11 protein-coding genes are annotated in these 11,471 nt (G+C 49.6%); 5 read left to right on the top strand and 6 right to left on the bottom strand.

What is annotated here, in order from left to right; genetic code table 11:
• Window positions 1–1,261: ATP-dependent zinc metalloprotease FtsH (gene hflB, locus H6F51_18605; GenBank protein ID MBD1824482.1), on the top strand; the 1,261-nt coding region annotated here is incomplete at its 5' end.
• Window positions 1,262–1,678: 417 nt separating this feature from the next.
• Here hflB and groL read toward each other — a convergent pair.
• A complete protein-coding gene (groL, locus tag H6F51_18600; protein MBD1824481.1) occupies window positions 1,679–3,346 on the bottom strand; it encodes a chaperonin GroEL in 1,668 nt (555 codons plus the stop codon).
• 92 nt (window positions 3,347–3,438) lie between these two features.
• Entirely contained in the window at window positions 3,439–3,819 is a 381-nt protein-coding gene (locus H6F51_18595; protein ID MBD1824480.1) for a hypothetical protein, read from the bottom strand.
• A 98-nt stretch (window positions 3,820–3,917) separates the two neighbouring features.
• Between H6F51_18595 and H6F51_18590 the strand changes: the two genes are divergently transcribed.
• Together H6F51_18590 and H6F51_18585 are read left to right on the top strand one after the other, a co-directional pair.
• Window positions 3,918–4,250, top strand: a complete 333-nt coding sequence (locus tag H6F51_18590) for a thioredoxin (GenBank protein MBD1824479.1) — start codon at window positions 3,918–3,920, stop codon at window positions 4,248–4,250.
• A gap of 9 nt (window positions 4,251–4,259) precedes the next feature.
• Complete coding sequence (locus H6F51_18585; GenBank protein ID MBD1824478.1) at window positions 4,260–5,423, top strand: LL-diaminopimelate aminotransferase; 1,164 nt, start codon at window positions 4,260–4,262, stop codon at window positions 5,421–5,423.
• A gap of 81 nt (window positions 5,424–5,504) precedes the next feature.
• On the opposite strand, the gene H6F51_18580 is transcribed toward H6F51_18585, so the two are convergent.
• The 4 genes from H6F51_18580 to H6F51_18565 form a co-directional block, all read right to left on the bottom strand.
• Entirely contained in the window at window positions 5,505–6,323 is an 819-nt protein-coding gene (locus H6F51_18580; protein ID MBD1824477.1) for a prohibitin family protein, read from the bottom strand.
• Between the two features lie 102 nt (window positions 6,324–6,425).
• Window positions 6,426–7,436: a threo-3-hydroxy-L-aspartate ammonia-lyase gene (locus tag H6F51_18575; GenBank protein MBD1824476.1), complete on the bottom strand. Its 1,011-nt coding sequence runs from the start codon at window positions 7,434–7,436 to the stop codon at window positions 6,426–6,428.
• Complete coding sequence (locus tag H6F51_18570) at window positions 7,436–7,741, bottom strand: DUF4090 family protein (protein ID MBD1824475.1); 306 nt, start codon at window positions 7,739–7,741, stop codon at window positions 7,436–7,438. Before H6F51_18570 ends, H6F51_18575 begins: the two co-directional genes overlap by 1 nt.
• Before the next feature lie 216 nt (window positions 7,742–7,957).
• Window positions 7,958–8,698 (bottom strand): Uma2 family endonuclease, encoded by a 741-nt coding sequence (locus H6F51_18565; protein MBD1824474.1) that lies wholly within the window; start codon window positions 8,696–8,698, stop codon window positions 7,958–7,960.
• 186 nt (window positions 8,699–8,884) lie between these two features.
• Here H6F51_18565 and H6F51_18560 point away from each other — a divergent pair, with 186 nt between their 5' ends.
• Both H6F51_18560 and H6F51_18555 read left to right on the top strand, forming a co-directional pair.
• The gene (locus H6F51_18560; protein ID MBD1824473.1) at window positions 8,885–10,465 is read left to right on the top strand and encodes a phosphoglycerate dehydrogenase; all 1,581 of its coding nucleotides are present in this window, start codon (window positions 8,885–8,887) and stop codon (window positions 10,463–10,465) included.
• A gap of 114 nt (window positions 10,466–10,579) precedes the next feature.
• The gene (locus tag H6F51_18555; protein MBD1824472.1) at window positions 10,580–11,470 is read left to right on the top strand and encodes a 50S ribosomal protein L11 methyltransferase; all 891 of its coding nucleotides are present in this window, start codon (window positions 10,580–10,582) and stop codon (window positions 11,468–11,470) included.
• Window position 11,471: the final 1 nt, after the last annotated feature.

The raw sequence follows: 11,471 nt of genomic DNA, 5'->3' as shown, positions 1-11,471 counted from the left end.
TGGCTCACCCGGGACCGGAAAGACGTTGCTGGCTAAAGCGATCGCAGGTGAAGCAGGTGTTCCGTTCTTCTCGATCTCTGGTTCTGAGTTCGTCGAAATGTTCGTGGGTGTGGGTGCCTCCCGCGTCCGCGATCTGTTTAAGAAAGCGAAAGAGAACGCACCTTGTATCGTGTTCATTGATGAAATTGATGCAGTAGGACGACAACGGGGTGCCGGAATTGGGGGCGGCAACGATGAGCGTGAACAAACCCTAAACCAGTTGTTAACCGAGATGGACGGGTTTGAAGGCAACGCTGGAATTATCGTCATCGCCGCGACAAACCGCCCAGATGTTCTAGACTCTGCTTTACTGCGTCCAGGACGATTCGATCGCCAAATTACGGTTGACTTACCTGATCGCAAAGGACGACTAAAAATCCTCGAAGTCCACGCCCGCAACAAGAAACTTTCAGATGAAGTGGATTTAGAAAAAATTGCACGTCAAACTCCCGGCTTTTCGGGGGCTGAGTTAGCTAACTTGCTGAATGAAGCTGCGATTCTTACTGCACGTCGTCGTAAAGATGCGGTGACGATGCTGGAGATGGATGATGCGATTGATCGCGTGTCGATCGGGCTTGCGAAAAATCCGCTGCTGGATTCGACTCGGAAGCGAATGACTGCCTATCACGAAATCGGACACGCTTTACTCACGACCATTTTAGATAATGCTGATCCGCTCAATAAAGTGACCATCATTCCGCGGGCGGGTGGAATTGAAGGATTTTCTCAGACGGTTCCCAATGAAGAAACGATCGATAGCGGCTTATACACTCGCGCTTGGATGCTTGATCGGATCAAAGTGATTTTAGGGGGTCGGGCAGTCGAAGCGGAAGTGTTTGGTGAAGACGCGATCGACGCTGGAGCGGCAAGCGACATTGGCAAAGTCACTCAGATCGCTAGGCAAATGGTGACGATGTTTGGTATGTCGGATTTAGGTCCGGTGGCCCTGGAAAGTTCAGGCGGCGAAGTATTTTTGGGGCGGAACATGATGCCACAATCCGAATATTCTGAAGAGCTTGCTAGCAAGATTGATCAGAAGGTGCGCGAGATTGCGAAGTTCTGCTACGCAGAAGCGCGGCGACTGATGCGGGAGAATCGCCCTCTAGTCGATCGCTTAGTTGATGTGCTGCTGGAGCAGGAAACGATCGAAGGCGACCAATTCCGCAAGATTGTTCAAGAATACCGCGATAGCTTATCGCAGACTGCAAGCATTACAAGCTGAGATTAGAAGAAGCCCTTTCAAGATGCAGAAAGGGCTTTTTAGATCGTCTCTAATAACATTCAATTAACGCGAATTCGATAATTTTTTGCGCTTCGTTGTTCACTTGCCCTGGAATAGAATTTGGGGTGAGTCAGCAACGCAGCGAGGAGACTCGTCGAACTTACGTTCAATTAATGTACGCCTTCCTTGGAGACTCATACCAAATTGATTTTTGAGTGCTACAGATCTTGGAAGCCCCCTACATCCCCCACTCGTGGGGGACTTCACGCCAAATCTGTTTCGGATTCTCAAAGTCCCCCAGTATGGGGGATTTAGGGGGCGAAGGATCTGTCGCATCAACAAATTGATTCGGTATCACGTAAAAAAAAGCAGTTGACCGTTTTGATCAACTGCCTCAAAAATCTAAGCGTTGGCAGACTACATCATTCCCATGCCGCCCATACCGCCCATACCGCCCATGCCACCCATGCCGCCCATACCGCCCATATCAGGCGCAGCAGCAGACTTCGGTTCAGGCTTCTCAACCACAAGTGCTTCAGTTGTCAGCACCATTCCCGCGATCGAACCTGCATCTTGAAGTGCCGATCGCACCACTTTTGCCGGATCAACAATCCCCGCAGCTAAAAGATCTTCGTACTGGTTGGTCAGCGCGTTATAGCCCTGGTTAAAGCTCATTTCTCGCACTTTCTCAACCACGACAGATCCTTCAACTCCTGCGTTATCGGCAATTTGGCGCAATGGAGCATCGAGCGATCGCACAATGATATCAACACCAATTTGCTCTTCCGGATTAAGACTCGCTTTCAACTCTTGCAGCTTGCTCGCTAGGTGGATCAGCGACACGCCACCCCCCGGAACAACCCCTTCAGCGACCGCCGCTTTAGTTGCGTTCAGCGCATCTTCGATCCGGAGTTTGCGATTTTTTAGTTCGGTTTCGGTTGCGGCTCCAACTTTAATGACAGCAATCCCACCTGATAACTTAGCAATCCGTTCTGCGATCTTTTCCTTGTCGTACTCAGAATCACTGCGCTCAACTTCTTGACGCAACTGAGCGACACGCTTCTGCACATTCTCACCACTGGAATTATCAGAAACGATCGTGGTCGCATCCTTGGTCACGATGATTCTTCTGGCTGTTCCTAGCATTTCTGCTGAAACTGCATCTAAGCTGAGACCAATCTCTTCTGAAATCACTTGTCCATCGGTGAGAACCGCAATATCTTGCAGCATTTGTTTGCGGCGATCGCCAAAGCCCGGTGCTTTGATCGCCACCACATTTAACACACCGCGCAGACGGTTCACCACCAGCGTTGCCAGTGCTTCTCCTTCCACATCTTCCGCAATGATCAATAGGGGTTGACCCGCTCTTGCGACTCGCTCTAATACCGGAACCAATTCTTGAATCGAATTGATTTTCTTGTCGCACAGCAAGATTGCCACGTTTTCGTATTCGACAATCAAGCGTTCGGTATCGGTGACAAAGTAGGGCGAAAGATAACCGCGATCGATTTCCATCCCCTCAACCACTTCGAGTTCAGTTGCCAAGGATTTCGATTCTTCAACCGTAATCACACCATCGCGACCGACTTGATCCATTGCAAACTGAATCATCTGTCCGACTTCTTCGTCGTTTCCAGCCGAAACGGTTGCCACTTGAGCAATTTCGGTGCCTTCAACGGGTTTCGCTGCTGCTTGAATCTCAGTGACCATTTTAGCGATCGCTTTGTCCATGCCGCGCCGTAAGCTAATCGGGTTTGTGCCTGCGGCAACGTTCTTTAAGCCTTCGCGAATCATGGCTTGAGCGAGAACCGTTGCGGTTGTGGTTCCATCTCCGGCTAAATCTTTGGTTTTAGAAGCAACTTCGCGGATCAAAGAGGCTCCCGTGTTTTCGAGTGGGTCTTCGAGTTCGATTTCTTTTGCGATCGTCACCCCGTCATTCACAATCTGAGGTGCGCCGAATTTCTTTTCCAATAAGACGTTCCGACCCCGTGGCCCTAGCGTGACGCGCACTGCATCCGCGAGCGCGTTTACGCCGCGCTCTAGCGCCTGCCGGGACTCTTCATCAAAGACAACAATCTTTGCCATAAATTTTAGCCAGTTCTCCACCTAGAAATTTAGCACTCACTGGGACAGAGTGCTAAAGACTCGGAAGATCGGAAAACCGTATGCTCTAGAAATTATTGGGATTTTAGGTACTGCTTCAAGCTCAATAACGTTGCCGTTTGTCCAAGGCTGATCGGCAAAAGCGAAATTCCTTCGAGGCGGGATTGTACCCAACCGTTGCCCCATGCCCATTCATGAAAGCCATCAATTCCTTGACTCAGAAGAAATCGAATCCGGTTTGGTTCTGCAAGTTCGACTTCGTGCTGAATGGTAACAAGCCCAATTCGTCCAGTTAACTTTGTGCCGGGAGTGAGCGTATCTGAGATACCGATCGAGAACCGCTCAAACCACAGCCAGTTCTGTAATTCTTTCACTTGAGTCAAACTTTTCGTCAGCGCTTCTTCCGAGGCTTCGAGTTCAATGCGGAGGCTGCTTTGCTGAAATGTGCCAAACATAGTCAAATCGACCCGTACCGTACTGTTTCAGTATGGCAGATCGGCAGAAGGGAGCGCAGGGCTTTAAAATTGATAAGTCGTTATTTGTGACTGTCGAGATGAGTAGCGTTCTTGTGATTAGTGACGCAGAGTTTGAAACTGAAGTAATGAACGCCGCTCAGCCTGTGCTGGTGTATTTTTGGGCAGAGTGGTGCGGCCCCTGTCGATTGATGGCTCCGGTGATGAATGCGATCGCGGCGGAGTATGGCGATCGTTTAAAAGTGATCAAGATGGAGGTTGATCCCAATCCTGAAAGCGTGGCGAAATGCAAGATTGAAGGCGTTCCGGCGTTTCGGGTTGTGCAAAAAGGTGAGATTACACAATCGGCAGAAGGTGCGATGAACAAGGAGAAAATCAAAGACCTTTTAAATCAAAGTTTGATTACCGCGTAAGAGGGAAAAATGCAGTTTGCCAAACGCTTAGAGCCGCTTCAAGCTAATGTTTTCGCAGATATGGATCGTGCTAAGTCGAAGGCGTTATCTGCAGGACAGGACATTATTGATCTATCGCTGGGATCGTCTGATTTGCCAACCGAACCGCACGTCATTCAGGCGATCGAACAGTCCTTGCATGATCCTTCGACGCATGGTTATTTGTTGTTTCACGGCACACGAGCGTTTCGACAAGCTGCAGCGCGTTGGTATATCGATAAGTTTGGGATTGCGGTTGATCCAGAGACTGAAGTGTTAGCTCTGGTTGGATCGCAGGAAGGAACAGCTCATTTACCCTTAGCTGTGTTAAATCCGGGTGATTTTGCCCTGTTGCTTGATCCCGGATATCCGTCTCATGCGGGCGGAGTTTATTTAGCGAGTGGGCAAATCTACCCGATGCCGCTTCGGGCTGAGAAGGGGTTCCTTCCAGTCTTTGAAGAGATTCCGTCTGCTGTGTTGGCTCAGTCTCGGATGATGGTTTTGAGCTATCCGCACAATCCGACGACTGCGATCGCGCCTCTGTCTTTTTTCCAAGAAGCAGTGCAATTCTGCCAAACTCACGATTTAGTGCTAGTTCACGATTTTCCTTACGCCGATTTTTATCTCGGCTCTGATCCGATGCCCTCAGTGCTGCAAGCTGATCCAGAAAAATCAGTGTCAATCGAGTTTTTCACTTTCTCAAAGTCCTATAAGATGGGCGGTTTTCGCGTGGGTTATGCGATCGGGAACGCAGACTTAATTCGAGCATTGAGACAAGTTAAAGCAGCGATCGACTTTAATCAATATCGAGGCATTTTGAATGGGGCGATCACAGCCCTAACCGGAGATCAATCCGGAGTGCAAAAAGCGGTTGAAATTTATCGGCAGCGGCGGGATGTGTTTGTCGATCGCTTGCATCAGATCGGTTGGAAGGTGCCGATGCCTGAAGCGGCAATGTATGTTTGGGCAAGGCTGCCGGAACCTTGGGTGAAGGATTCGATCAACTTTGCGGTCAAACTTGTAGAAGCTACAGGCGTTGCAGTCTCTCCGGGTGCAGGGTTTGGTAAATCCGGCGAAGGATATGTAAGATTTGCGCTGGTGCATGAGCCGGAGCGATTAGTCGAAGCGGTCGATCGTATTGCCAAGTTTCTGTGAAGAAGCCTCTCTTGAGAGAGTCCTCGAAGATTTGCTTTAACACGAGCGGTGATCGATTGCAGTTCAAAGCCTAGCCAATTCTCAAGGCTGCAACATTACAGGCGCTTTCTGATCCCCACTCAACACAATCACTTTTGAATTCTGAGATGTCGCCAGTTGCTGCATAGCTTCAATTTGCTTAAATCGCAGGGCTTGATCGCTCAATCCTTGCGACAGAATTCTCTGTGCATCTGCGTTTCCTTGAGCTTCGATGCGTTTGCGATCGGCTTCTTGCCGCTCTCTGTCGAGAACAAACTTCATGCGCTGGCTTTCTTGCTCAGCTTTGAGTTTTTCCTGTACCGATCGTTCTAGCGCTTCAGGAAGCTTGACATTCCGGAGGGGCGCTTCTTCGATAATGATGCCGCGATCGCGCAAGCTCTTGTTCAGATTGTCGCGAAGCTGCTGTGCAAGTTTTTCTCGATCGCTGGTGTAAAGGGTTTTCAGTTCATAAGTTGCAGTTGCACCTCGAATCAGCGATCGGATCTGAGGGGTAAGAATGACCTCTTCGTAATTCGTGCCCACGGTTTGATAAAGCTGTTTTGCCTTTTCAGAGTCAATACGATAAAGCACGCTGACATCGACATTCACCATCAAGCCTTCTTTGGTTGGAGTTTCCAGGGTTTCTTTGACTTCGCGAATTCGTGTTGAAAACTTGGTTAACCGAGCCAGTGGATTTTTGAGGTGAATGCCTGGAGTGAGGGGTTGAGCTGACACTTGACCGTAAAGATCAACAATGCCAATTTCTCCAGTTTTAATCACCGTCACACAGCGTAGAAGGGCAACCAGTCCACCAAATCCAAGCAAACCAGACACAACTAGCATCGGAATCATTGTTTTGCGATTCAGCGCAAATGCTTGCATATCAATTGTCTTTTATGAGTTGGATAGAGTTAGCTTGCCCAAAAGCGATCAGATGCTTTCTATGAAGCCTCTACAAGCACGATCGTCTTTACTCCGAAAGCCCTAGCTCATTTCTGGTGCGAGCGGACGACGCTGTGAGGATTTCTCTTTTGCGGTTGCTTTAGTAAAGAGCTTTCCAGCTTCTTTCAGATCGACATTACCGCCGCTAATAATCACACCAATTTTGGCATCTGGAAAAGAAACAATTCCTTCGAGCAATGCTGCTGCTGCTAGAACGCCTGTGGGTTCAACCACAATCTTGAGCCGCTCCCAAACGAAAAGCATCGTGCGTAAGATTGCGGCTTCGGACACTGTAACCATCTCATCAACGTACTCCAGAATTAACGGAAAGGTGAGTTCTCCGAGCGAAGCTGTTCTGGCACCATCTGCGATCGTATTCGGATGCTCAACGGTTTGCAGGGTGCGGCTGTAGAACGATCGCGTGGCATCATCTGCACGTTTGGGTTCAACTCCAATGGTCTGACAGTTCGGAGAAAGAGTATCGGCAGCGATCGCACAGCCTGAAATCAATCCACCTCCGCCACAGCAGACTAGCATGACATCTAAGTTGCCGACTTCTTCGATCAATTCTTTTGCAGTGGTTCCCTGCCCTGCGATCACTGGCGCAAAATCAAAGGGTGGAATTAAGGTTAAGCCACGATCGTCTGCGATCGATTGTGCGACTTCTTCTCGCTTTTGTAGAGTGCGATTGTAGAAGATTGTCTCAGCGTCATAGCTTTGAGTTGCGGCTTTCTTTACCTCTGGCGCGTCGTTTGGCATGACGATCGTCACAGGAACATTCAGAATTTGACCTGCCAAGGCTAACGCTTGCCCATGATTGCCCGATGAAAACGCAATCACGCCGCGCCTGCGTTGTTCATCGCTCAGTTGAGCGATTGCATTGTAAGCACCTCGGAACTTAAACGACCCCGATCGCTGAAAGTTCTCGCACTTGAAAAACACCTGAGCGCGAGTGCGCTGATTCACTGTGTTTGAAGTGATCACGGGTGTTCGGTGGGCAACACCTGCGAGACGATCGGTAGCCGCTAAGATATCCGAGTAAGTGACAGACATTACTTGTTGTAGAAAAAGGCGATTTCTTTCTCTTTCAGCGGTGCGAATCCTGCGGCTTCCAGCATTTGATTCAGTTCAGCTTGAGGAATGTGCTTTGCTCCGATGCGAACAATCCGCGATCGCATCGTGTTTGACACTCCACTGCGTTGCCGTCCCGCTTCTAGCGCCATGACTTTGTTGTATAAGTCCAACTTCTCAGACGGAATCGGAGAGCCATCAAAATCAATTCCTTTGGCGATCGCAACATCGATCGCGTCTGCACCTGTTGTATTTTGATCTTTTGTACTTTGATTTTCGGTACTCATGCTTGTCACGTTCCCATAACCCGTTTTATACCAAATCGATTTTTGAGTGCGACAGATCTTGGAAGCCCCCTAAATCCCCCACGAGTGGGGGACTTCACGCCAAATCTGTTTCGGATTCTCAAAGTCCCTCAGTATGGGGGATTTAGGGGGCGAAGGATCTGTCGCATCAACAAATTGATTCGGTATTAGGCATCTTATCAGGCGGTGATGCGATTTCTACTCTGGTAGCTGATTCGGATCGATGCCTTGGGTTCGCAAATAGTTTTCCAATCGCTCCCGTGCTTGGCGTTCTTGTTCTGCTCGTTGGCGCTCGGCTTCTTCGGGTAAGGGAATCAACTCGCCTTCTGCAGTGAACCAGCGCAATTGGTGATCGTGAATGCCCAGTTCTAGCCCTAGTTGCTCACTCGGTAATCTCCCGCTCTCGTTGGGTGCGATCGCGCCGTAAGTTCCGCCGATTAAGCGAAATCCGGCAAACTCCATTGTTTCTGGGTGAAACCAGTAATACTCTGGAACGCGCCAAACATCTTGATAAAGGTCTTTTTTCTTGCCGCGATCGACCGTAGCAGTCGCGCTCGACAGTAACTCGATTACCACGTTTGGATATTTGCCGCCTTCCTCCCAAATCGCCCAACTGCGACGATCGCGCTTTTCGGCTCCTAACACAACAAACACATCAGGGCCGCGAAAGTCTCGCTTCTTTAATTGCTGTTCGTTGTAGTAAACGGTCAGATTGCCTGAAATGTAAAAATCTGAGCGATCGCGCCACCAGAATTCGAGTAACCGAATCAGCAGATCAATTTGACGGCGGTGAAAATCAGTTTCCAAGGGCGGCTCATCACTGTAGAGGTTAGTCGGAGGAAAAGTAATATCCTCCGGTAAATCTGGTGCTTGAGTTTCGTCCACAAGCGGGGGAGTCTCTTGACGAGATTGGGCAGGAGTCGCATCGAGTTGAACCATATCGGCAGGCTCCAGTAACGCTGTTTTTAGTTTAACGGGTGGCGATCGCAGCGCAAATCGAAAACTTTTCCAAGAATGCACGAGGGGCGATACCGGGATCTACTAGAATGACTATCTGTGGAAAACGGCTCAAAATAATCATTGTGCAAATCTCCACACCTACTCACTCTGCCTTTCGCCGTTGTTATGCCCAAGGTTCTTGTTTCTGATCCGATCGACCAAGTTGGAATCGATATTCTGTCGCAAGTTGCTCAAGTTGATATCAAAACTGATCTGACTAAAGAGCAGCTTGTTGAGATGATTCCAGAATATGATGCGCTGATGATTCGTTCTGGGACTCGCGTGACTGCTGAAGTAATCGAAGCCGGACGGAAGCTCAAAATTATCGGACGCGCGGGAGTCGGGGTCGATAACGTCGATGTGCCGGCAGCAACCCGAAAAGGCGTAATCGTTGTGAACTCGCCCGAAGGGAATACGATCGCGGCGGCAGAACACACGCTTGCAATGATGCTGTCCCTGTCTCGCTACATTCCCGAAGCGAATGAAAAACTCAAACAAGGCAAATGGGATCGTAAAAGCTACACCGGGAACGAAGTTTACAACAAAACTTTGGGTGTCGTTGGTCTAGGTAAAATCGGTGCTCACGTGGCAACTGTGGCACGCGCAATGGGGATGAAGCTACTTGCGTATGATCCGTTTATCTCGACCGAACGTGCAGAACAATTAGGTTGTAGCTTGGTGGAACTTGATGTCTTGTTTCAATCGGCGGACTACATTACGCTGCACATCCCCAAAACTCCAGAAACGACGAATCTGATTAACGCAGATTCGATCGCCAAAATGAAGCCGAATGTTCGGATCATTAACTGTGCGCGGGGCGGCATTATCGATGAAGCCGCGATCGCTGAAGCCCTGAAAGCTGGAAAGATTGCCGGAGCCGCGCTCGATGTGTTTGCAGCGGAACCGCTCGGAGAATCGCCGCTCAAAGCGTTGGGTAAAGAAGCCGTGTTAACACCGCACTTAGGTGCATCAACCGAGGAAGCTCAGGTGAACGTGGCGATCGATGTGGCAGAGCAAATTCGGGATGTCTTGCTGGGTGAGCCTGCGCGATCGGCGGTGAATATTCCGGGCTTGCGTCCTGAAATTATGGAGCAGTTGAAGCCATACTTGCAGCTTGCGGAAACGCTCGGCAAGATGGTTGGACAGTTGGCAGGAGGTCGGATTGAATCGCTGAACATCGGACTGCGTGGAGATCTAGCAACCAATCAAAGTCAGCCGATCGTCATTGCAGCGCTGAAAGGATTGTTATCGCCTGCTCTGCAAGAGCGCGTCAACTACGTGAACGCCAGCATCGAAGCAAAAGAGCGGGGAATTCGCGTGATTGAAACTCGTGATGCTTCGGTCAAAGATTATGCGGGTTCGCTGCATCTATCTGCCAAAGGAACACTCGGAGAACATTCAGTGACGGGTGCGTTGCTGGGTGACGATGAGATTCGGATTACCAGTATCAATGATTTTCCGATCAACGTTCCGCCAAATCGCTATATGTTGTTCACCTTACACCGCGATACACCGGGCATCATTGGGCGGATTGGCTCATTGCTGGGTGAATCTAACGTCAACATTGCCAGTATGCAGGTGGGACGCAAGATTGTGCGGGGTGATGCCGTGATGGTTCTGAGCATTGATGATCCGCTACCAGAGAACATTCTGAATCAAATCAAGGAAGTATCTGGAATTCGCGATGCTTACACGGTCACGCTGTAAGCGATCGTCATTGTGAGAGGGAGTCGGTTGCCCGGAATCATCCAATCGATCGTTGGCTTGATTCTCCTACTCCCTACTCCCCACCTCCCTATCCTTCATCTAATCGCGCACTCTATGTCAAACAGTTGGTGGGAAATTCAAGTTCTCTGTGATACAGCATTAGAAGAAACCGTGATCTGGCGCTTTGATAACTTTGGTTGTCGGGGTGCTTCGAGCCAAAGCAAAGGATCATCGTCCTTGGTGTCCGCCTATGTACCACAGCAACAGGTACAGCTATTAGATCTATCGGCGCTGGCATTGTTGCTAAAACAGGATGCGCTTTGTATGAAGTTGTCAGCGCCGATCGTGCAGTGGCGCATCATCGACGAAGAAGATTGGGCAAGTAGCTGGAAAACCTACTGGAAACCGCAGGAAGTCGGCGATCGATTCTTGATTAATCCGGCTTGGTTGCCCCTGCCCGAAAAGAGCGATCGAATTATAATGCAGCTCGAACCCGGAGTCGCCTTCGGAACTGGCGATCATGCCACCACGCAACTCTGCTTAGAAGCGTTGGAGATGCGGGTGGGTGCTGATTCGGAGAATGTGACGATCGTGGACATTGGCTGTGGATCGGGTATTCTCTCGGTCGGCGCATTGTTGCTTGGAGCAAAGAAAGCCTATGCGGTTGATACTGACCCACTGGCAGTAAAAGCAACCCTAGAGAATATCGAACTCAATCACATCGATTCGAGCCGATTAATCACGGCTCAAGGCAGCATTGAAGAATTGGTGAAAATGATTGATCAGCCCGTCGATGGTTTAGTGTGCAATATTTTGGCAGAAGTAATCATCGATTTAATTCCACAATGGGAACCGCTTGTTAAACCAAGCAGTTGGGGAATCTTAAGCGGAATTTTACTCGATCAAGCAAAGCCTGTTGCGGACACCTTAGAAGCAAATGGTTGGATCGTCGCCGCACTCTGGAAACGGGGAGATTGGTGCTGCTTGAATGTGCGTCGATCGTAAC

The sequence above is a fragment of the Cyanobacteria bacterium FACHB-DQ100 genome (genome assembly GCA_014695195.1).
Lineage (GTDB): Bacteria > Cyanobacteriota > Cyanobacteriia > Leptolyngbyales > Leptolyngbyaceae > Leptolyngbya.
This window is presented reverse-complemented; position numbering and strand designations above follow the sequence as displayed.

Coding starts and splice junctions, on each gene's coding strand:
- groL (MBD1824481.1), bottom strand. CDS start 3,346: ATGGCAAAGATTGTTGTCTTTGATGAAGAGTCCCGGCAGGCGCTAGAG.
- H6F51_18595 (MBD1824480.1), bottom strand. CDS start 3,819: ATGTTTGGCACATTTCAGCAAAGCAGCCTCCGCATTGAACTCGAAGCC.
- H6F51_18590 (MBD1824479.1), top strand. CDS start 3,918: ATGAGTAGCGTTCTTGTGATTAGTGACGCAGAGTTTGAAACTGAAGTA.
- H6F51_18585 (MBD1824478.1), top strand. CDS start 4,260: ATGCAGTTTGCCAAACGCTTAGAGCCGCTTCAAGCTAATGTTTTCGCA.
- H6F51_18580 (MBD1824477.1), bottom strand. CDS start 6,323: ATGCAAGCATTTGCGCTGAATCGCAAAACAATGATTCCGATGCTAGTT.
- H6F51_18575 (MBD1824476.1), bottom strand. CDS start 7,436: ATGTCTGTCACTTACTCGGATATCTTAGCGGCTACCGATCGTCTCGCA.
- H6F51_18570 (MBD1824475.1), bottom strand. CDS start 7,741: ATGAGTACCGAAAATCAAAGTACAAAAGATCAAAATACAACAGGTGCA.
- H6F51_18565 (MBD1824474.1), bottom strand. CDS start 8,698: ATGGTTCAACTCGATGCGACTCCTGCCCAATCTCGTCAAGAGACTCCC.
- H6F51_18560 (MBD1824473.1), top strand. CDS start 8,885: ATGCCCAAGGTTCTTGTTTCTGATCCGATCGACCAAGTTGGAATCGAT.
- H6F51_18555 (MBD1824472.1), top strand. CDS start 10,580: ATGTCAAACAGTTGGTGGGAAATTCAAGTTCTCTGTGATACAGCATTA.